21 protein-coding genes, 7 tRNA genes and 1 pseudogene are annotated in these 19,407 nt (G+C 71.3%); 18 read left to right on the top strand and 11 right to left on the bottom strand.

The window, feature by feature from the left end; all coding sequences use genetic code 11:
* Window positions 1-1,084 (bottom strand): protein kinase (locus AB0H32_RS37400; protein ID WP_361130497.1); only part of this gene is annotated, 1,084 nt, incomplete at its 3' end.
* An 838-nt stretch (window positions 1,085-1,922) separates the two neighbouring features.
* On the opposite strand from AB0H32_RS37400, the gene AB0H32_RS37405 reads away from it, so the two are divergent.
* From AB0H32_RS37405 to AB0H32_RS37420, 4 genes are all read left to right on the top strand, one after another.
* Window positions 1,923-2,099 (top strand): hypothetical protein, encoded by a 177-nt coding sequence (locus tag AB0H32_RS37405; RefSeq protein WP_361130499.1) that lies wholly within the window; start codon window positions 1,923-1,925, stop codon window positions 2,097-2,099.
* A gap of 200 nt (window positions 2,100-2,299) precedes the next feature.
* Window positions 2,300-3,019, top strand: a complete 720-nt coding sequence (locus AB0H32_RS37410) for a hypothetical protein (RefSeq protein ID WP_361130502.1) — start codon at window positions 2,300-2,302, stop codon at window positions 3,017-3,019.
* Window positions 3,016-3,969 carry an aminoglycoside phosphotransferase family protein gene (locus AB0H32_RS37415; protein ID WP_361130505.1) on the top strand — a complete coding sequence of 318 codons (954 nt, stop codon included), beginning with the start codon at window positions 3,016-3,018 and terminating at the stop codon, window positions 3,967-3,969. Before AB0H32_RS37410 ends, AB0H32_RS37415 begins: the two co-directional genes overlap by 4 nt.
* 80 nt (window positions 3,970-4,049) lie before the next feature.
* Entirely contained in the window at window positions 4,050-4,352 is a 303-nt protein-coding gene (locus AB0H32_RS37420) for a zf-TFIIB domain-containing protein (RefSeq protein WP_361130508.1), read from the top strand.
* A gap of 52 nt (window positions 4,353-4,404) precedes the next feature.
* Here AB0H32_RS37420 and AB0H32_RS37425 read toward each other — a convergent pair.
* From AB0H32_RS37425 to AB0H32_RS37445, 5 genes are all read right to left on the bottom strand, one after another.
* Window positions 4,405-4,476, bottom strand: a tRNA-Val gene (locus AB0H32_RS37425).
* Between the two features lie 29 nt (window positions 4,477-4,505).
* Window positions 4,506-4,577 (bottom strand) — tRNA-Val (locus tag AB0H32_RS37430).
* A 47-nt stretch (window positions 4,578-4,624) separates the two neighbouring features.
* Window positions 4,625-4,696 (bottom strand) — tRNA-Val (locus AB0H32_RS37435).
* 1 nt (window position 4,697) lies between these two features.
* Window positions 4,698-4,771: transfer RNA gene (locus AB0H32_RS37440), tRNA-Cys, on the bottom strand.
* Window positions 4,772-4,809: 38 nt separating this feature from the next.
* Window positions 4,810-4,882: transfer RNA gene (locus AB0H32_RS37445), tRNA-Gly, on the bottom strand.
* Window positions 4,883-5,060: 178 nt separating this feature from the next.
* On the opposite strand from AB0H32_RS37445, the gene AB0H32_RS37450 reads away from it, so the two are divergent.
* Genes AB0H32_RS37450 through AB0H32_RS37460 form a run of 3 tightly spaced genes read left to right on the top strand, consistent with a single transcriptional unit; the run spans window position 5,061 to window position 7,838 of the window.
* A complete protein-coding gene (locus tag AB0H32_RS37450) occupies window positions 5,061-6,140 on the top strand; it encodes a chorismate-binding protein (RefSeq protein WP_361130511.1) in 1,080 nt (359 codons plus the stop codon).
* On the top strand, window positions 6,137-6,958 hold the full coding sequence (locus AB0H32_RS37455) for an aminodeoxychorismate lyase (protein ID WP_361130514.1): 822 nt from the start codon (window positions 6,137-6,139) through the stop codon (window positions 6,956-6,958). The genes AB0H32_RS37450 and AB0H32_RS37455 overlap by 4 nt, the downstream gene beginning before the upstream one ends.
* Window positions 6,959-7,013: 55 nt before the next feature.
* The gene (locus AB0H32_RS37460; protein ID WP_361130517.1) at window positions 7,014-7,838 is read left to right on the top strand and encodes a GNAT family N-acetyltransferase; all 825 of its coding nucleotides are present in this window, start codon (window positions 7,014-7,016) and stop codon (window positions 7,836-7,838) included.
* Window positions 7,839-7,912: 74 nt separating this feature from the next.
* Here the strand turns inward: AB0H32_RS37460 and AB0H32_RS37465 are convergent, their stop codons facing one another.
* Window positions 7,913-8,434: a DsbA family protein gene (locus AB0H32_RS37465; RefSeq protein WP_361130520.1), complete on the bottom strand. Its 522-nt coding sequence runs from the start codon at window positions 8,432-8,434 to the stop codon at window positions 7,913-7,915.
* A 360-nt stretch (window positions 8,435-8,794) separates the two neighbouring features.
* Here AB0H32_RS37465 and AB0H32_RS37470 point away from each other — a divergent pair, with 360 nt between their 5' ends.
* Window positions 8,795-9,238 carry a hypothetical protein gene (locus AB0H32_RS37470; RefSeq protein ID WP_361130522.1) on the top strand — a complete coding sequence of 148 codons (444 nt, stop codon included), beginning with the start codon at window positions 8,795-8,797 and terminating at the stop codon, window positions 9,236-9,238.
* Between the two features lie 121 nt (window positions 9,239-9,359).
* On the top strand, window positions 9,360-9,512 hold the full coding sequence (locus AB0H32_RS37475) for a hypothetical protein (protein WP_361130525.1): 153 nt from the start codon (window positions 9,360-9,362) through the stop codon (window positions 9,510-9,512).
* Window positions 9,513-9,686: 174 nt separating this feature from the next.
* Here AB0H32_RS37475 and AB0H32_RS37480 read toward each other — a convergent pair whose 3' ends face one another.
* Window positions 9,687-10,247: a CGNR zinc finger domain-containing protein gene (locus AB0H32_RS37480; RefSeq protein WP_361130528.1), complete on the bottom strand. Its 561-nt coding sequence runs from the start codon at window positions 10,245-10,247 to the stop codon at window positions 9,687-9,689.
* A 288-nt stretch (window positions 10,248-10,535) separates the two neighbouring features.
* Complete coding sequence (locus AB0H32_RS37485) at window positions 10,536-10,949, bottom strand: SsgA family sporulation/cell division regulator (RefSeq protein WP_004002642.1); 414 nt, start codon at window positions 10,947-10,949, stop codon at window positions 10,536-10,538.
* 191 nt (window positions 10,950-11,140) lie between these two features.
* Between AB0H32_RS37485 and AB0H32_RS37490 the strand changes: the two genes are divergently transcribed.
* The 3 genes and pseudogenes from AB0H32_RS37490 to AB0H32_RS37500 all read left to right on the top strand — a co-directional run.
* Window positions 11,141-11,593 (top strand): TIGR02611 family protein, encoded by a 453-nt coding sequence (locus AB0H32_RS37490; protein WP_361130531.1) that lies wholly within the window; start codon window positions 11,141-11,143, stop codon window positions 11,591-11,593.
* Between the two features lie 84 nt (window positions 11,594-11,677).
* Window positions 11,678-11,749: transfer RNA gene (locus AB0H32_RS37495), tRNA-Val, on the top strand.
* A 707-nt stretch (window positions 11,750-12,456) separates the two neighbouring features.
* A pseudogene (locus tag AB0H32_RS37500) lies at window positions 12,457-12,831 on the top strand (extracellular solute-binding protein); the annotation flags it as partial.
* On the opposite strand, the gene AB0H32_RS37505 reads toward AB0H32_RS37500, so the two are convergent.
* The gene (locus AB0H32_RS37505) at window positions 12,729-13,076 is read right to left on the bottom strand and encodes a hypothetical protein (protein ID WP_361130552.1); all 348 of its coding nucleotides are present in this window, start codon (window positions 13,074-13,076) and stop codon (window positions 12,729-12,731) included. The pseudogene AB0H32_RS37500 and the gene AB0H32_RS37505 sit on opposite strands and share 103 nt — an antisense overlap.
* Before the next feature lie 164 nt (window positions 13,077-13,240).
* On the opposite strand from AB0H32_RS37505, the gene AB0H32_RS37510 reads away from it, so the two are divergent.
* Window positions 13,241-13,687 (top strand): SRPBCC family protein, encoded by a 447-nt coding sequence (locus AB0H32_RS37510; RefSeq protein WP_361130534.1) that lies wholly within the window; start codon window positions 13,241-13,243, stop codon window positions 13,685-13,687.
* 39 nt (window positions 13,688-13,726) lie between these two features.
* A tRNA-Val gene (locus AB0H32_RS37515) sits at window positions 13,727-13,798 on the top strand.
* Between the two features lie 39 nt (window positions 13,799-13,837).
* Here the strand turns inward: AB0H32_RS37515 and AB0H32_RS37520 are convergent.
* The gene (locus AB0H32_RS37520) at window positions 13,838-14,563 is read right to left on the bottom strand and encodes a 3'-5' exonuclease (protein ID WP_361130537.1); all 726 of its coding nucleotides are present in this window, start codon (window positions 14,561-14,563) and stop codon (window positions 13,838-13,840) included.
* 168 nt (window positions 14,564-14,731) lie between these two features.
* Between AB0H32_RS37520 and AB0H32_RS37525 the strand changes: the two genes are divergently transcribed.
* From AB0H32_RS37525 to AB0H32_RS37540, 4 genes are all read left to right on the top strand, one after another.
* Entirely contained in the window at window positions 14,732-15,298 is a 567-nt protein-coding gene (locus AB0H32_RS37525) for a DUF4365 domain-containing protein (protein WP_361130540.1), read from the top strand.
* Window positions 15,295-16,530 (top strand): hypothetical protein, encoded by a 1,236-nt coding sequence (locus AB0H32_RS37530; RefSeq protein ID WP_361130543.1) that lies wholly within the window; start codon window positions 15,295-15,297, stop codon window positions 16,528-16,530. The genes AB0H32_RS37525 and AB0H32_RS37530 overlap by 4 nt, the downstream gene beginning before the upstream one ends.
* Window positions 16,531-16,629: 99 nt before the next feature.
* Window positions 16,630-18,606, top strand: a complete 1,977-nt coding sequence (thrS, locus tag AB0H32_RS37535) for a threonine--tRNA ligase (protein WP_361130546.1) — start codon at window positions 16,630-16,632, stop codon at window positions 18,604-18,606.
* A gap of 94 nt (window positions 18,607-18,700) precedes the next feature.
* The gene (locus AB0H32_RS37540; RefSeq protein ID WP_361130549.1) at window positions 18,701-19,273 is read left to right on the top strand and encodes an HIT domain-containing protein; all 573 of its coding nucleotides are present in this window, start codon (window positions 18,701-18,703) and stop codon (window positions 19,271-19,273) included.
* Window positions 19,274-19,407: the final 134 nt, after the last annotated feature.

A 19,407-nucleotide genomic window follows, 5' to 3' on the forward strand; every position in this document is an offset into this window, starting at 1 on the left:
AGCGCGGGCCGCCGTCACGGGGGGCCGGGGTCGGGCGGGCCGTGCCCGGCCGGGAGGCGACGCCACCGGCGCGCTGGGCGCCGACGCCCCGCGCGGGCGCACCGCCCCGGGCGGACGTGCCGCCGCGCGACAGGGGAGTGCCGGGGGAGGTCCGACGCTGGGTGCGCTGCTGCTCGGGGTAGGTGTCCACCAGCCGTCCGGTCGGCCGGTCCGCCTCCGCGGAGCGCGGCGCGGGCGGCCGTACGTCGGCCAGGCCCTGCGCCTCCCGCGCGGCGATCTCCTTCAGCCGCAGTGACAGTTGGAGGGTGCTCGGCCGGTCTTCGGGATCCTTGGCCAGACAGGCCCGTACGAGCGGTGCGAGGGCGTCCGGCACGCCCTGCAGCTGTGCCTCCTCGTGCACCACCCGGTACAGCATCACCTCGGAACTGCCGTGCCCGAAGGGCGAGTCGCCGGTCGAGGCGTAGGCCAGGGTCGCGCCGAGGGAGAAGACGTCCGTGGCGGGCGTGACGGCCGCGCCGCGCACCTGCTCCGGAGCGAGGAATCCGGGGGAGCCGACCGCCGTGCCGACATGGGTGAGCGTGGAGGCGCCGGTGGCCCAGGCGATGCCGAAGTCGATGATCCGCGGCCCCTTCGGGGACAGCAGAATGTTGGACGGCTTCAGGTCGCGGTGGACGACACCTGCCTCGTGCACGGCGACGAGCCCCTCGGAGAGGGCAGCGCCGACCGCCGCCGTGTCGGCCGCGCTCAGCGGGCCCTCGTCGGCGACCTTGTCGTGCAGGGACGGGCCGGGCACGTACTGGGTGGCGAACCAGGGCCGCTCGGCCTCCAGGTCCGCCGCCACCAGCCGGGCCGTGCAGCCGCCCCGGATGCGCCGGGCCGCCGAGACCTCACGGGCGAACCGCGACCGGAACTCCTGGTCCTCCGCCAGATCGGGCCGGATCACCTTCAGCGCGACCCGCTGCCCCTTCTTGTCGGAGCCGAGGTAGACCACGCCCATCCCGCCCGCGCCGAGCCGTCGGTGAAGCCTGAACGAGCCGACGACGCGCGGGTCCTCGCGCCTCAGGCGCATCATCGCCATGTTCATCCCCGCTGCCCGGTCCCTGTGACGTGGCACAGCTTACGTTTCCACAGCCGCCTGCGCGCAGAGGCCGCGCCCTCTCGGGCGGATGGATTGTGCCGGCCGGACGCACGAGGTGAAACGCGGTCAGGAAGCCGGTGTCTGCGGTGCCTTTGAGGCCTGTGTGACGTCAACGCACGGCACTGGAAAGGAGATTGATGATGAGGCAAATGACCGGGGACGGGGACCCGGCGCCACCGGGAGGGTGCCGGGCGCGGGCGGACGAGCGGCGGGCGGGACCGTCCGCACGGTGGCCGCGGCGCGGCAGCCGGGACCCGTCGAGGTGATCGAACTCACTCGGCGCGCCCCCGCCCGGGGCCCGGGACGCGGTGCGGCACGGCCCTGGGAGCCGGGTCCGCAGCTGTCCGGACCCGGCTGACCCGAGCGTCCGGACCCGGGTGCGGGGGTTCTCCGGCCTCGGGTGCGGGGTTCTCCGGCCTCGGGTGCGGGGGCTCTCCGGGCCCGGCTTGCACGGCGGTCCGGACCCGGTGCGCCGCAGTGATCCGGACCCGGAAGCGGGGGGGGCGGCGGTCCGGATGTGCGGGACCTGGCCGTCCGGACATGCCGGACACAGCGGGCGCCCCCTCCGGGAAGACCCCGAGACCTAGGACTCCGTCTCCACCCAGGGGAGTACTCCGCAGGTCATGGCTCATCCTCCGGGAGGCCCGCGATTCGGTACGAGGGCATGACGCCGGTCGGGTACCGCGCGCCTAGATTTGAGGTCAAGCGGCGGGTGCAGCACTCGTCCCCCGAGGTCAGACACTCGCCGCTGCAATCGACAACCGAAACGGTCGGGAGAGGGACCATGGCCCACACGGCACCGCGGCGCACGGCGTTCCGCACCCGCCGGACGGGCCGTCGCCACCCCGTGGTGGCGACGCTCATGGCCCTTCCCCTGGCGGCCCTGCTCCTTCTCGTCTTCGACGGCTGGGAGACGGTGGCCACACAGGCGTCGTCCGTGGGTGCGATGCTGGGGCGCTGAGCGGCGACCCCAGGCCCGGAAGAGCGGTCCGGGCGGGGACATCCATCCATGAAACCCCGTGGGGACGGGGGTGCGGCGGACGGCACAAATGCCGGCGCAGCTGGGGAGCTGCGCCGGCATTGCGCCGTTTCCGGGGCGTTGTCGGTGGCGGGTGCGATGCTGTCGCCGACGACCGGCTCGTACTGATCAGGGGGAATCCGATGACAGGTGAACGCACAGGAACCGGACCGGCCCCGGCCGGCACCGGTTTCGCGGCTGCCTGGTGCGCCACCGGCCTCGGCGAGTACCGCTCCTGCCGCTACACCTACGCCTCCTACCCGTACGCGAGCCTGCCGCCCCTCGACCCGGGCCGGTACACGGGCCGTTTCGACTGGCTCGGCCCGGCCGGCGAACCCGTGACCGAGCAGGTCACGCGGCTCACCGGGCTGGCGGCCGAGCTGGCCGCCAGGGGCCTGACCCTGCCGGACGACTTCGTCACCTTCCAGACCGGATCGAGGCTGCACACGGCCCTGGACGCCGTCTCCGTGACCTGCTGCTGGTCCGACCTCTCGGACCCGCTGCCCAGCCCCGTCGAGCCGGGGGCGTTCCTCGTCAGGTTCCTGCGCGACCAGCAGGACTGTGTGCTCTGGTACCTGTACCTGCGGCCCTCCGGCGAGTCGTTCGTCGTGCACTCCTTCCTCGACTACGAGCACGAGTACGAGGCGCGGCGCGACGGGTACAGAACGGACAGCGACCTGGACGACCGGGAGGAACAGCGGGCGGCGATCTTCTGGTGCGCGCCCACCTTCGAGGAGTTCGCCCACCGCTTCTGGATCGAGAACCGGCTGTGGCACGCGATCAGGGACGGAGATCTCTCCGCGCTGGAACCCGGGCTGCGCGACTACCTGCGCCACTATGCGCCGCCCGAGGCGTCCGCATGAGCGCGCCCCCCGGGGTCCTCACGGCCCTCACCGCACAGGTCAGAGCCGCCGCCCACCCCGGCACCGGCCCGGGCTCCTGCACCTGTGGCAGCACCTCCCTCGCCGACCGCCCCGACGCGACCGTCGTCCGGCACGCCGACACCGTCGCGAAGGCCCACGCCCCCGGCACCGACTCCGCCGGGCTGGCCCGCCGCCTGGCTGTGGCGGCCCGGGTCCCCGACGTCCTGCTGTCGCCGCTCACCGCCACCCCGGCCGCTGTGCACGACCGTCTGGTGACCTTCTGGCCGTACGGCGCCCCCGTGGACCCGGACGACCGGGACGCGGCCCCCTGGGAGGCCGCCGCCACGCTGCTCGCCCTGCTGCACCGGACGGTCCCCTCCGGCCCGCTGCCCCCGATGCGCGGTCCCGCCAAGGCCGCCCACGCCCTCACCAGGCTGCGCACGGCTCTGGACGCCACGCCCCGTCCGGCCGCACGCCCGGTCCTCCAGGCCTGGCAGGCCCTGCCCGCCTGGGCCCGCGCCGAGGCCCCGATGCCCGGCACCCCGGCCCTGTGTCACGGTGACCTGCACCTGGGCCAGCTCGTCCGCCACCCGGCACCGGACGGGCCCTGGCGGCTGATCGACGTGGACGACCTCGGCATGGGCGTCCCGGCATGGGACCTGGCCCGCCCCGCCGCCTGGTACGCCTGCGGGCTCCTTCCGCCCGAGGAGTGGACCCGCTTCCTGACCGCCTACCGCAGGGCGGGCGGCCCCGCCGTACCGGTCGAGGGCGATCCCTGGCCCGCCCTGGACGTCCCGGCCCGCGCGGTCACCGTGCAGACCGCGGCCCGCGCGCTCGCCAAGGCGCTCGCGGAGGACCGCCCGCTGGACGAAGTGGAACAGGCCCTGGTGGACGCGTGTGCCCGAATGACTTCGGTCCCCCGTCAGTTGACGCGGGGATTCCCGGGTTAGGGTGCAACCGACCAGGACCGGACGGAGTCTGTCCTGGGGAAACACGAAGCAGGACCCAACGGCGAGGAGTTGAGCCGACCATGCAGTGTCCGAAGTGCCATGCGCCCATGCACACCTACAACCGCAACGGCGTCCAGATCGAGCAGTGCAGCGGCTGTCGCGGCATCTTCCTCGACTACGGCGAGCTGGAGGCCCTGACCCAGCTGGAGGCCCAGTGGTCCAAGCCCGCCCCGCCGGCTCCGCCCGTCGCCCCGCAGGCGTACCCGGCGCCGCCCGCCCCCGCCTGGGGCGCGCCGCACGGCGGTCACCACGGTGGTCACGGCCACCATGGGCACCATGGGCACCACCAGAAGAGCTGGGCCCACATGCTCTTCTCCAGCTGAGCACACGAAGAAGCCCCCGGCCGTACGAGACGGCCGGGGGCTTTGCGGTGTGTGGACGATACTGGGATTGAACCAGTGACCTCTTCCGTGTCAGGGAAGCGCTCTCCCGCTGAGCTAATCGTCCGCAGGCTGTGACGTGAGAGTCACAGTCGGTGCGCGATACTGGGATTGAACCAGTGACCTCTTCCGTGTCAGGGAAGCGCTCTCCCGCTGAGCTAATCGCGCGGGCAAGGATCTTCAAAGAGATCCTCGGACCTTCGAAGAAGATCCAGTGGACGATACTGGGATTGAACCAGTGACCTCTTCCGTGTCAGGGAAGCGCTCTCCCGCTGAGCTAATCGTCCTTGGAGGTGGAGACGGGATTTGAACCCGTGTAGACGGCTTTGCAGGCCGTTGCCTCGCCTCTCGGCCACTCCACCAGGAGTGTAGGGGATCGGGAAGACCCCTTCTTCCTTCGAGCGGACGACGAGGCTCGAACTCGCGACCTCAACCTTGGCAAGGTTGCGCTCTACCAACTGAGCTACGTCCGCCTGTCGTTTCGGTCCGCTTCCGCGTCCCGGCGACGTGTTGAACTCTAGCGGATTCCCGGGCCAGCACAAAAACGCGTTTGCGCAGCGTGCTGCGCTGCACCCGATGGACGGCATGGTCAGGGGCCCCAGGGGGACACGCGCGGGTCATGTGTCGGACACCCGCCCTAGACTCGACCACGTGCTCCACCTCCCGTCTCGGCTCCCTCCCCTGGCCCGGTTCGGCGACCGTCTCGCCACCGGCCTGCTCGACGTCACCAGTGATCCCTCCGCCCTGGACTCCTCCGGCTTCTGGGCCGTCTGCGCGGACTTCGAGGGCGGGCTGACCTGCGCCCGCTTCGCGGACGTCCGCAAGGAGCCGGTGCCCGCACCGGTGCCGGGCGGCTGGCACGGCCCGGCCGTGGGGGAGTGGACCACCTCCCTGGACCGCGCCGCCTACACGGCGGGCGTGGGCCGAATACGCGAGCACATCGCGGCCGGCGAGGTCTACCAGGCCAACCTCTGCCGGGTGCTGAGCGCGCCCGTCGCTCCCGACGCCGACGTGGACGCCCTGACCGCCCTGCTGGCCCGGGGCAACCCGGCGCCCTACGCGGGCACGGTCCGGCTGCCGGAGCACGGCGTGGAGATCGCCACCGCCTCGCCCGAGCTGTTCCTGCGCCGGGACGGCCGGACGGTCGAGTCGGGCCCCATCAAGGGCACCGGCCGCACCGAGGCGGACCTTCTGGAGAAGGACTACGCCGAGAACGTGATGATCGTGGACCTGGTCCGCAACGACATCGGGCGTGTCTGCGCCACCGGCACCGTGACCGTCCCCGACCTGTGTGCCGTCGAGAAACACCCCGGCCTGGTGCACCTGGTCTCCACGGTCCGCGGCGAGCTGCGCGACGGCGCCGGCTGGCCCGACCTGCTCGCCGCCGCCTTCCCGCCCGGCTCGGTCACCGGCGCCCCCAAGTCGAGCGCCCTCAGGATCATCGAGGCCCTGGAGACCGCGCCGCGCGGCCCGTACTGCGGCGGCATCGGCTGGGTCGACGCCGACCGGGGCGTGGGTGAGCTGGCCGTGGGCATCCGCACCTTCTGGATCGACCGGGACGCCGGTCTGCTGCGCTTCGGCACCGGCGCAGGCATCACCTGGGGATCCGATCCCGAGGGGGAGTGGCAGGAGACCGAGCTGAAGGCGTCCCGGCTGCTCGCGGTAGCGTCGGGGACGTACGAGGAGGGCGGGGCGGGCGGGACCGCACCCGACGAAGGAGCTCTCACATGAAGATCTGGCTGGACGGTTCTCTGCAGGACGTCGAGTCCGCCCGTGTCTCCGTCTTCGACCACGGGCTGACCGTCGGCGACGGCATCTTCGAGACGGTGAAGGCGGTCGACGGGCAGCCCTTCGCGCTCACCCGTCACCTGGACCGGCTGACCCGCTCGGCCCGGGGGCTCGGTCTGCCCGACCCCGACCACCCCGAGGTCCGCCGGGCCTGCGCGGCCGTCCTGGAGGCCAACCCGATGCCGCTGGGCCGGCTGCGCATCACCTACACCGGCGGCCACGGCCCCCTCGGCTCCGACCGCGGCGAGCACGGCCCGACCCTGGTGGTCGCCCTCGGCGAGACCAGCCGCCGCCCCGACTCCACCGCGGTGATCACCGTGCCCTGGACCCGCAACGAACGGGGCGCGCTCACCGGCCTGAAGACAACCTCGTACGCCGAGAACGTCGTCGCCCTCGCCCGCGCCCACCAACACGGCGCCTCCGAGGCGCTGTTCGCCAACACGGTCGGGCAGCTCTGCGAGGGCACCGGGTCGAACGTCTTCGTCGTCCTGGACGGCGAGATCCACACCCCGCCGGTCGCCTCCGGCTGTCTTCCCGGCATCACCCGTGCCCTGGCCGTCGAGTGGACCGGCGCCAAGGAGACCGACCTGCCGCTGGACGTGCTGGAACGGGCCGAGGAGGTCTTCCTCACCTCCACCCTGAGGGACGTGCAGGCCGTGCACCGGGTCGACGGCCGGGAACTGCCCGGGACTCCCGGCCCGGCGACGGCGAAGGCGATGCGGATCTTCGACGAGCGGTCCGGCGAGGACCTGGATCCCTGAAATCCCCCGCAATATTCGGCTGACCCGGCGGCTCGCGCCGGGTAGAACACCGGTGATGACCACGACCCTGCGGCCGGCCGAGCCGCTTCAGCAGCATGCCGACGGCACTCGTTCCCGCCGCTATCAGGTGTGCGTGAACAGCCGCCCCGTCGGCGTGATCCACCTCGGCACCTCGGCGTCCCTGGGCGACTCGGTGGCCCGCATCATCGACCTGCGCATCGAGGAACCCGACCGGCGGCGCGGCCGGGCGACGGTCGCCGCGCTGGCCGCGGAGGAGGTGGCACGGGGCTGGGGCTGCACCCGGATCGGTGCCGAGGTCCCTGCGACGGCGCAGGCGGCGCTGCGGCTGGCCGGGGTCCTCGGCTACACCCTCACCAACCGGGCCATGGACAAGGCCCTCGGCGACGCTCCGCCGGAACTGCCCCCGGGCAGCCGGGCACGGCCCATGACCCGGGCGGAGTTCGAGGCACGGCAGGGGGACGAGGCCGAGCGGTACGCCCGGACGTGGATGGAGCGGGGCCTGCCCGAGGGCGAGGCACGCGCCAAGGCCCGCCGGGACCACGAACGGCTGCTGCCCGACGGCCTCGCGACCGCGGGCATGCTGCACAGTGTGCTGGAGCACGAGGGGACGCGGGTGGGCGTCCTGTGGCTGGCCGTGCGGGACGAGAGGGCGTGGGTCTTCGACGTCGAGGCCGACGCCGCCCACCGCGGCAGGGGCCACGGCCGTACCCTCATGCTGCTGGCGGAGCGCCAGGCGATCGAGGCCGGCCGGCGTGCCCTCGGACTCAACGTCTTCGCGGGCAACACCCCGGCCGAGCGCCTGTACGAGTCGCTCGGCTACGGCACGACGAGCTACTCCTTCCTCAAGCCACTGCTCTGAGGGCCGGGGCGCTGCCCGTCGTGGCCGGGGTGCTGCCCATCGCCCGGGCGGACGGCCGACCGGCCGCGGGAGGGTCAGGCGGGCTCGGCCAGCAGCCGGTCCGCGATCTCCTCGATGCGTTCGCGCAGGCCTTCCTGGCTCTTGCCGCCGTCGAGGCGCTCGCCCCCGATGACATACGTCGGGGTGCCGGTCACACCGATCGCCTTGCCCTCGGCCTGGTCCGCGTCGACGATCAGGATGTGCCGCCCGTCGATCAGCGCGGTGTCGAACTCCTCGGCGTCGAGACCGAGTTCGCCGGCTACCTCGACCAGGAAGGGTTCCCCCTTGCGGTCCAGCTCCCCGACCCGCTCCAGCACCGCCTCCACGTACGGCCAGCCCTTGCCCTGTTCCAGGGCCTCCTCGGCGGCCTGGGCGGCGGCGAAGGCGTGCTTGTGCTTCTCCAGCGGGAAGTGCCGCAGCCGCACGTCCAGCCGGTCGCCGTAACGGTCCCGCAGGGCGCGGACGTCGCGCAGGGCGCTGCGGCAGTCGGGGCACTGGAGTTCGCACCAGACGTCGAGGACGAGGGTTCCGGTGCGTGCGGGGGAGGAGTCGTTCATGGACCCAGTCTTCCAGGCCGGGAGCGGGCGACCCAATCGGCACCGCTCGGCTCCGCAATCCCGCGAACTTCCGCGAACTTCTCCGTACGTCTCGCCGCGGTGCGCTCCTTCTCGCGCCTCGCCACGGCGTACCTGTGCGTGCCTCTGCGTGCCTCTCGGCACGGCTTCGCAGGCCGCGGCGCCTGGTGGGGGCGGGTCCGGGGGGGCGGCACCTCAGGAGGAGGCGACCCGGAGATCTCCCTGATGTCGGTCCGGAGCGTGGCATCGCGAGGACCGGGAGGGGCAGGATGGAAGGGACGAAGCGCACTCTGCCCGTGCGCCGCGTTCTGTTCGCCCGCCCGAGCCCGCCTGGAGGACCGGATGATTGCCGAGACCGTCTGCTCCGCCGTGTCCGCGGCGGGCCTGGGTATCGCGGTGGTCACGGCCTACCGCAAGCGTTTCCTCGCAGCCGCGCGCATCGCGGCGTACTCGCTCGTGCCGGTCGGCCTGGTGATGACAGGTGTCGTCGGCTGGCTTTCCGACACCGCGTTCAGTCCCACGGCCTGGGCGGGCTTCGGGGTGCTGGGCGCGGCCTGGCTGCTGTTCGCGAGTACGCGCGCCATCGAGCGCCGGCGCGGCGGCACCCGCGCCGACCGCAAGGCGGCCCGCGGCGGCCAGAGCGGCCCGGCGGTGGCACCGGCGGCCTCGGCACCCTCGCTCGGTGCCGGGTCGACCCCTGCCGCACGGCCCGCCGCCGCCCCGCGCGCCGGCTCCGGCGAGGACTTCAGCGACATCGAGGCCATACTCAAGAAGCACGGCATATGACCTGAAACCGTTCATAACCGGAAGCAAGTCGAACCGTCCGGTAGGGAAATCGGTGAAGTCCCGCACTCGGCGGGTGTGTTGATCGCCAACGGGGCACGCCCTGGGCCATCATCACCGCGAGATGCTGGACACGAGACAGAGCGAGGCCGCGCCGCAGAAGGACGAGCCGCGCGGGTGCCTTTTCGCCCTTTCCCAGCCACCGCTGATGATCTTCCTTGCGGTGATCGGGTGTCTGCTCCTCATGGCTGCGCTGCACGACCTGCTGTTGCTGTGAGCCGTACACGCCCGTCCCGGCGCCACCCGCCGGGACCGGCGTCGCCCGCCCCGGGCACACCCCGATCGATCCCGCTCAGGTCCGGTGCCTGTCGATCCCGCTCCAGTCCTGCGCCTGTGGATCCCGCCGCGGTCCTGCGCCTGCCGATCATGCCCCGGGCCCCGGGCCCGTCGATCAGCCCGCCGCCTCCTTGCGTCGCGCACGGTAGGCGGCGACATGCAGCCGGTTCCCGCAGGTGCGGCTGTCGCAGTAGCGGCGCGAGCGGTTGCGCGAGAGGTCCACGAAGGCGTGCCGGCAGTCCGGCGCCTCGCAGCGCCGCAGCCGCTCCTGCTCCCCGGCCACGACGAAGAAGGCGAGGGCCATCCCGCAGTCGGCGGCGAGGTGGTCGGCCACCGAGGCGCCGGGAGCGAAGTAGTGCACATGCCAGTCGTAGCCGTCGTGGTCGGTGAGACGCGGGGTGGTGCCGGCCGCGGCGACCAGCTCGTTGATCATCCCCGCCGCGGCCCGGGCGTCCGGGGCCGCGAAGATCCCCGCGAAGCGGTTGCGGACCTTGCGCACGGCCGACAGATCGAACTCCGACAGCACCCCGACATCGCTCATTTTGTGGCTTCGCACGAAATCGGTGAGAGCCGCGACATCCTGCAGTCCGTCCGCCGCCGCGTTGTCCTCCGGCGCGGTGTTCACCAGATCCACCACGGTGTCGAGGGCGCACCGGGTGTCGTGGGTGATCAGCACGTTTCGCTCTCCCTGGCCTGGGGGACGGGCGGGCGCCCGCCGATGCTGGCCGATGGTAGCGACATCCGCGCCGACCGCACCGGGTTCGCGCCCCACCGATGCCTGTCCGTAGAACGCTCCCGTGCCCCCAGGGGTTCCCGGACGCCGCGGGCGGTGCCCGTACACGCGCATGCCGACGCCGCCCCGTGAGCACTCACGGTGACGGCGTCGGCATGCGCCGTATGCGGTTGTCTTGGCCCGAGCCGTCTCCCCGAGTGGACGGCGCCGGGCGGCTTCGAGGGCCTCGGCCTAGCTCTCCGCCAGGATGTGCGAGAGCTCCTGATCCAGATCGAAGTGCCGGTGTTCCGTGCCGGGCGGCACGGCGGCGTCGGTTCGCTTCAGGAAGGACTCCAGGGCCCGCGCCGGGGCCTCGAGCAGGGCCTCTCCCTCCGGGGAGCTGAGGGCGATGCACACGACGCCCTGGCCATGACTACGGGATGGCCAGACGCGGACGTCGCCGGTTCCGGTGGGCCGGTGAAGCCCCTCGGCGAGGAGGTCGCGGGCGAACACCCACTCGACGGTCTCCTCGGCTCCGGTGTGGAAGGTGGCGTGCACGGCGTAGGGGTCGGCCGTGTCGTACCGCAGGCCTGCGGGGACAGGCAGGGAGGACTCGCTCGACACAACGAGGCGCAGGTGCAGCTCGCAGCTGACCGTGGTGTTCATAAGCGCCAGGGCCTTTCGCTCAGTGTGCGCTCGGGGATTCGCACGTCGGCGAAATCGACATGCCACCTACGGTGCCGTTGTAAACCCCTCTGAGGGTTTTGCGTGTGTTTACGTAACTCTTCCGGCCGAGAACTTGTCCAAGATCTACGACCATTCCGGTGACCGGATTCACTCAGGTAGGGTTTGGCTGTATGAATACGGGGAGTGACGAGCGGGGCGAGGGCGCCGTGGCGTCGGACGGGACGAAGGCGGGAGCGGAGCAGTCCGAGCAGGGGCTCGGTTCCCGTGCGCCGGAATTCATCAAGGCCCGCCGGGCCCTGCATCTGAGCTGGCAGGTCGGCGTCTTCGTGATTGGCCTCGCGGTCGTCGCGGCGGGCATCGTCATGCTGCCGCTGCCCGGCCCCGGCTGGGTGGTGATCTTCGCGGGCATGGCGATCTGGGCGACCGAGTTCGTGTGGGCCCAGCTCGTTCTGCGCTGGACGAAACGCAAGGTCACCGAGGCGGCCCAGCGGGCCCTCGATCCCAAGGTGCGCCGCCGGAACATCACTCTGACGGCGGTGGGTCTGGTGATCGTGGGAGCGCTGGCCGGGATCTACCTGTGGAAGTTCGGCATCGTGATGCCCTGGAAGATCAAGGATCAGTGACGGGGCTCGCGGGCCGAGGCCGCACGTCGCCCCGCCCCTGGTCGGAGGCACCCCCTGACATGGGGTAATGTTCTTCCTGCGCCCGGGCGATTAGCTCAGTGGGAGAGCGCTTCGTTCACACCGAAGAGGTCACTGGTTCGAACCCAGTATCGCCCACCCGGGACGACGGCCCATCTGCGAACAGCAGATGGGCCGTCGTCGTATCTGCGCGTGCGTCGTCCGTGTACGTGCAGATACGATCGCGCAGGCGGGCGCGCGAGCCGTCCGGTGCCCCGGGTCGCCCCCTGGCGCGCGCCGGGCACGTGCTGCCGCTGCGAGACGCCGCCGGGCCCCGGTGCCACCCTTACTCCCCGGTGCACCTCGTCTCGGCGCAGATTGGCCGGTTCCTCCTCCGTCTGCGCATTGCCGGATCAGCAACAAGCCGTACAGGGGTCGCACCGTCCGTTCGATGATCGCCGCGGTCCCAGGAGGGCCCATGCCGCAGACGTCGGCCGTCCCGACCCGCCGTCCGGTGCCTTCGCCGGCCGCGGCGGGACGCTGAACGGACCCGCATGCACGCGGCGGCCCCCACGGTCGCGTCCGCCCTGCCGCGAAGAAGATTCTGTCCGAATCGTCGACGCACTCCTGGCTCCTCTGTGTCTTGTCCCATCAAGTCGGTTTGTTGCGCCATCAAACCCTTGCTTGAAACGATTCATGACGACGGCGGCGACGGCATCGTTGCTGCGTGGAGGGGCCCGACTGCAGGAACCAGCAGGAATCTTGAGAGGCGTACGCTCCTGAAGGCCGTCGGGGCCTCGGCGGCCGCGTTCGGGCTCTCGGCGACGACCGGCTGCGGCGGTGAGGGCGGTTCCGGGAACGGGACGATGACGATCCGTTACTTGTGATGGGATGCCGAGGAACGGGCCAAGAAGATCGACCGGACGATCGCCCTCTTCGAGAAGAAGTATCCGAAGATCAAGGTCAAGACCGACTTCCAGATGTATCAATCACTGTGGGAGAAGTTCCAGACGCAGACTGCCGGCGGAAATCCTCCGGACCTTATTCAGAATGCCGTCGGGTTCCTTCGGAAGTACGACAAGAGAGGAATTCTTCACGCCCTCGAGTCGTAGGTCCGGGCAGGCAATCTGAGCCTGGATCACTTCCGCGTGGGTGTCACCAAGGTCGGCGAGGCCGACGGCAAGCAGCTCGGAATTCCCGTTGGTTCCGACACCATGGCGCTCGCCGTCGGCAAGAAGGTCCTGCCGTCCGTACCCTGCCGCAACTCGCCGCCCCGCCCCGGCAACCCGTCGAGGCCAAGGTCCTCGGCCCGGGCCTGCGCCTGGGGCAACTCCGAGCTGTCGCCCGGCCTCTGGCTCTTCGACGGCTCCACCGAGTCCTCGCCGTGGAAGACCGAGAAGCCGGCCGGACCGGCCATCCTGGTCGCGGGCGGCGAGGCGAGCCGGGTGTCCGGCAACGACACCACGCGGTACGGCCTCGTGGTCATCGAGAACCTGGCCCTGCTCGGCGACAGGACGCCTGGCCGAGCAGCAGGAGCAGAGCGCCGTCGCACGGGCGGCGGCGCTCACCACCCGAGTGTGGTCCGCACCTCGGCGAGGGACATGAGTACGCGTACTCAGATCGACACGTCCACCAGGGCAGACTCTGCCCATGGACTGGTCCCACTACCGCTTCTGCAGCCTGTGGTCCCTGCCCGCCCCGCCGGCCGTCGTGTACGCGGTGCTGGAGCGGCCCGAGGACTACCCCCTCTGGTGGCCACAGGTACGGACGGTCACCCGGCTCGACGACGCCACGGGCGTCCTCACCATCCGCTCCGTCCTGCCGTACGAGATGAGCTTCACCGCCCGCGAGACGCGCCACGATCCCGCCGCCGGAATCCTGGAGATCGCCATGTCCGGTGACATCGCCGGCTGGGCCCGCTGGACGGTCACGGCCGACGGCGCGGGGACCCTCGCCCGCTACGACCAGGTCGTCGACGTGAACAAACCACTGCTGAGACGGCTGGCCGTACCGGGTCGGCCCGTCTTCCGTGCCAACCACCGGCTGATGATGGGCGCCGGCCGACGCGGTCTGCTGCGGTACCTCCAAGCGGTTTGAAGTAACACCGTGGGGACCTGTATTGTTCAGTGCGTTCCCGGGCGATTAGCTCAGTGGGAGAGCGCTTCGTTCACACCGAAGAGGTCACTGGTTCGAACCCAGTATCGCCCACCGGGAAAGGCCGGTCCGCCATCAGCGGGCCGGCCTTCGTCATGCCGCTGCCGGCATCTCCGGTCGCAGGGGCCAGTCCGTGTTCACCGTCTCCTCCGAGCCGCTGCGCGCGAACCACGCCTGCAGACCACGGGCCTGCGCCGCATGCCAGGCGGCCTGCAGGGTGTGCAGGTCGCCGGGGGACAGGCGCTCGAGACGGGTCGCGAAACGACGGCCCAGAGCCCGTACGACATCCAGCGCGGCCAGCGCGTCCGCCGCCGCGTCGTGCGCGCCCTCCAGCGTCACGCCGTAGTGCCCGCACAGATCGGTCAGGGTCCGCCGGCCCTTGCGGTAGCGGTCCAGGTGCTTGTCCAGCACCCGGGGGTCCAGCACCATCAGCGGCACCGACTCGAACCAGCGGTCCAGCGACGAGGCGCGGTGACGGCGCAACTCCCGGTCCAGCAGCGTCAGATCGAACGGCGCGTTCATCACCACCAGCGGCCGTCCCATCGCCGCGTGTTCCGCCAGCTGCTCGGCTATCTCGTACATCACGGGCGCCGGCCAGCGCCCGTTGTGCTGCAGATGTTCATCGGTCAGTCCGTGCACCGCCGTCGCCGCCTCCGGCACCGGCACGCCCGGGTTCACCAGCCATCGGGTGATCCGGGGCCGGGTGCCCGGCGCATCCTGGACGACGACGGCGGCCGACACGATCCGGTCGGTCTCGACGTCCACGCCCGTCGTCTCCGTGTCGAAGGCGGCCAGCGGCCCCTCATACCAGGTCGTCATGTGAACCCAACTCCTTGTTCACCCACGGCAGGTGACGTTCCGTCTTCTGCCTGTTTGGTGATACCCGGGCCGTTTGCGCCGTACGCCGGGAGGAGACAACAGGAGTACGGGTCTTTGCAGTTCAGCGGCCCGGCACGGGGACACTCTTGGCTTGGAAGGCTGTTGGTCATGGCCATAGCGCAGCCCGAGCGGCGCGGGCTGCTGCCCGAACGCACGGGCCCCCTCCGCGGCACGCTCGCCACCACCGCCTGCATGGAGACACTGCAGGTCGGCTATCTGCACGCGGTCGCCGCAGCGGCGGGCTGCTCGCTGTCCCAGCCCTTCCCGGACAACGGCATCGACTGGCACGTCAGCCACAGCGCGCCCGGACACACCGTCGACGACGAGGTCACCATCAAGGTGCAGCTGAAGTGCACCTACCAGGTCCCGCCGAACCCCCCGGGCCGCTTCTTCTCCTTCACGCTCGACAACGACCACCTGCGCAAACTCGCCCGCACACCGGTCTCGGTGCACAAGATCCTGGTCGTCATGCTCGTCCCGCGCTCCCAGGACGACTGGCTGCGTGCCAGCCACGACCGGCTCGACCTCAGGCACTGCTGCTACTGGGTCAACCTGGCCGGTCATCCGGTCACCGGCCGGCACCGGACCACCGTGCGGATACCGACCTCGCGCATCTTCGACGACCGGGCGCTGTGCGAGATCATGACGCGGGTCGGGACGGGAGGCAGGCCATGAGAAGCCGTCCGTACGACGGGGTGGTGCGGCAGGTCCGGCCGCACCCCGACGACCTCGCCTGGAACCGGCCCCCCGACCCCGCCGAGGTCGACCCCGCCGTGCTCGGCGCCCTGCTGCACCGGCACGGCTGGCAGCGGCGCGGGGGAGCGGCCGGGCGCTACGGCCGCTGGACCCCGCCGGGACCGGGCGGCGGCGGGACCAGCCTGCTGGTGCCCGAGAGCCGGGCCTTCCCCGACAGCGAGGACCTGCTCGGCGAGGCCCTCGACGCCCTCGCCCGCACCGACACGCCCTCCGCACGCGAGGTGCTGATCTCCCTCGCCGTGCCCAGCGACGAGATCCGCTGGTGGCGGGACACCCCGAGCGGACCCGTGGGCGGCGCCGCGCCCTGGACCGTCGACGAGCAACTGCGCACCGCCGCCCGGCAGATGCTCCTCGCGGCCGCGCTCGCCACGCGCGCGCGGGCGGGCTACTACGGTGCCCGGCACCGGCGGTCCGCCGCCGCCCTCCTGGAGAACCTCCTCGTCGGACCGGCCGCCGAGGGCCGCCGGCTGACCGCCTTCACGCCCGTGCCCACCGCCCGTCCGCTCGCCGTCCGCCTCCACCAGGCCCTGTACGCGGCCCGCGAGGCCATCGACTACGAGCGGGCCACCGGCGGCATGGACGCCTTCGACGGCGCCGTCGAGGCGGGCGTCAGCCGTGAACTGACCGACGCGCTGATCACCCTCGTCCGGGGCACCGAGGGCGCCCGCGTCGCCGTTGCCTGGGCACCCGGGGCCGATGTTCCCGAGGGCTGCGCCGTCTCCGCCGAACCCGTCGAGTTCTCGCCCGGCGACCTGCCCGTGCTGCGCGCGGCCGGCGCCCGCTATGTGCAGGAGGAACCCTCCGTGCCGGTCCGGATCACCGGCGCCGTGGTCCGCCTGCGCCGCTCCGGACCCCGCGGCGAGGGCAGCGTACGGCTGCGGGTGCTCGCGGGCGCCGAGGTCCCGCACGTCCGCGTCACCCTGGACGAGGAGGACTACCGCATCGCCGGCCACGCCCACCTCGTCGGCCTCCCGGTGCGGGTGCTCGGCCGGCTGGAGCGCCGGGGCGGCTTCCGCAGGCTCACCGGCGCCTCCGGCGTCGTACCCGTGCAGGTGGACGACGCCGAGCGGGACCGGCTGATGAAGTCCCTCCAGGAGAATCTCGACTTCTTCGAGGAGGCGTGCGGTGAGGGGTACGGGGCCGAGGACTGAGGGTGACCGTTTCGCGGTCGGTGCCGTCGGGTCGGTACGATCCCTTGTGCGCGCGCTCCTGGTATGGCGCCGCACCCCACCTTCAGTCAGGAGAGACCGGTGTCAGACGTCCGTGTGATCATCCAACGCGATTCCGAGCGGGAAGAACGCGTGGTGACGACGGGCACTACGGCCGCCGAGCTCTTCGCCGGCGAGCGCTCGATCATCGCCGCGCGTGTCGGGGGCGACCTGAAGGACCTCGCCCACGAGGTCCAGGACGGCGAGACCGTCGAGGGCGTCGAGATCTCCTCCGAGGACGGCCTGAACATCCTGCGCCACTCCACCGCGCACGTCATGGCGCAGGCCGTGCAGGAGCTGTTCCCCGAGGCCAAGCTGGGCATCGGCCCGCCCGTTAAGGACGGCTTCTACTACGACTTCGACGTCGAGAAGCCGTTCACGCCCGAGGATCTCAAGGCCATCGAGAAGAAGATGCAGGAGATCCAGAAGCGGGGCCAGAAGTTCTCCCGCCGCGCCGTCACCGACGAGGCCGCCCGCGAGGAGCTGGCCGCCGAGCCGTACAAGCTGGAGCTGATCGGCCTCAAGGGCTCCGCCTCCTCCGAGGACGGCGCGGACGTCGAGGTCGGCGCCGGCGAGCTGACGATCTACGACAACCTGGACGCCAAGACCGGCGAGCTGTGCTGGAAGGACCTCTGCCGTGGTCCCCACCTGCCCTCGACCCGCCTGATCCCCGCGTTCAAGCTGATGCGCAACGCGGCCGCCTACTGGCGCGGCAGCGAGAAGAACCCGATGCTCCAGCGCATCTACGGCACCGCCTGGCCGTCCAAGGACGAGCTGAAGGCGTACCTCGACTTCCTCGCCGAGGCCGAGAAGCGCGACCACCGCAAGCTGGGCAACGAGCTGGACCTCTTCTCGATCCCCGAGCAGATCGGCTCCGGCCTCGCCGTCTTCCACCCCAAGGGCGGCATCGTCCGCCGCGTGATGGAGGACTACTCGCGCCGCCGGCACGAGGAGGAGGGCTACGAGTTCGTCTACACCCCGCACGCGACCAAGGGGAAGCTCTTCGAGACCTCGGGTCACCTGGACTGGTACGCCGAGGGCATGTACCCGCCCATGCAGCTCGACGAGGGCGTGGACTACTACCTCAAGCCCATGAACTGCCCGATGCACAACCTGATCTTCGACGCGCGCGGCCGCTCGTACCGTGAACTGCCGCTGCGCCTCTTCGAGTTCGGGACCGTGTACCGGTACGAGAAGTCGGGCGTCGTGCACGGTCTGACCCGCGCCCGCGGCTTCACCCAGGACGACGCGCACATCTACTGCACCCGTGAGCAGATGTCCGAGGAGCTGGACAAGACGCTCACCTTCGTCCTCGGCCTGCTGCGCGACTACGGCCTGACCGACTTCTACCTGGAGCTGTCCACCAAGGACCCGGAGAAGTTCGTCGGCGCCGACGAGGTCTGGGAGGAGGCCACGGAGACCCTCCGCCAGGTCGCCGAGAAGCAGGGCCTGCCCCTGGTCCCGGACCCGGGCGGCGCCGCCTTCTACGGCCCGAAGATCTCCGTCCAGGCCAAGGACGCGATCGGCCGCACCTGGCAGATGTCGACCATCCAGCTCGACTTCAACCTGCCCGAGCGCTTCGACCTGGAGTACACCGGCCCGGACGGTGCCAAGCAGCGCCCGGTGATGATCCACCGCGCCCTCTTCGGCTCGATCGAACGGTTCTTCGCCGTGCTCCTGGAGCACTACGCGGGTGCCTTCCCGGCGTGGCTCGCCCCCGTCCAGGCGATCGGTATCCCGATCGGCGACGCGCACGTCGAGTACCTGGAGAAGTTCGCCGCCCAGGCCAAGAGGAAGGGCCTGCGCGTCGAGGTGGACTCCTCCTCGGACCGGATGCAGAAGAAGATCCGCAACGCCCAGAAGCAGAAGGTGCCCTTCATGGTCATCGCGGGCGACGAGGACATGTCGAACGGTTCGGTGTCCTTCCGCTACCGCGACGGCTCCCAGGAGAACGGCATCCCGTTCGACGAGGCCATCGCCAAGATCGCGAAGGTCGTGGAGGAGCGGACCCAGGTCTGACGTCCCGGCGCAGGGCCCCGGCGGATCGCATCCCCGGGGGCCCTCGCCGTCTTCTCCTTCGCCCCTGGGACACGCCACGAACGGGCGAAGCCATATGCTGCCTTGCATGACGAGTGAGCCGGAGCAGCAGATCGGAGTGGGGACGCAGGACGCGTTCCAGCGCCTGTGGACGCCCCACCGGATGGCCTACATCCAGGGCGAGAACAAGCCGACCGGCCCGGGGGCCGACGACGGCTGCCCGTTCTGCTCGATCCCGGCCAAGTCCGACGAGGACGGCCTGATCGTCCGCCGCGGCGAGCACGTGTACGCGGTCCTCAACCTCTACCCGTACAACGGCGGCCACCTCATGACCGTGCCCTACCGGCACGTGGCCGACTACACCGATCTGACCGGCCCGGAGACCACCGAGCTGGCCGAGCTGACCAAGCAGGCGATGACGGCCCTGCGGACCGCCTCCGGCGCGCACGGCTTCAACATCGGCATGAACCAGGGCACGGTGGCCGGCGCCGGCATCGCGGCCCATCTGCACCAGCACATCGTCCCGCGCTGGGGCGGCGACACGAACTTCATGCCCGTGGTCGGCCACACCAAGGTCTTGCCGCAGCTCCTGGCCGACACCAGAAAGATGCTGGCGGAGGCATGGTCGGCAACGTCCAGCCCGTCGTGAGGGTCCCCCCGCTCGAGCGAAGCCGAGAGTGGGGGAGTCTGAGGACTTCGAGGACAAGGCCCCTTCAGGGCTGAAGCGGGCGTGCGGGGGGGGGGGCCCCCCGCCCCGGCCCCCCCCGCGGCCGTGCCCGGGCC

Origin of the sequence: Streptomyces sp. NPDC020362 (genome assembly GCF_040642095.1) — a bacterium.
In the GTDB taxonomy this organism is placed as follows: Bacteria; Actinomycetota; Actinomycetes; order Streptomycetales; family Streptomycetaceae; genus Streptomyces.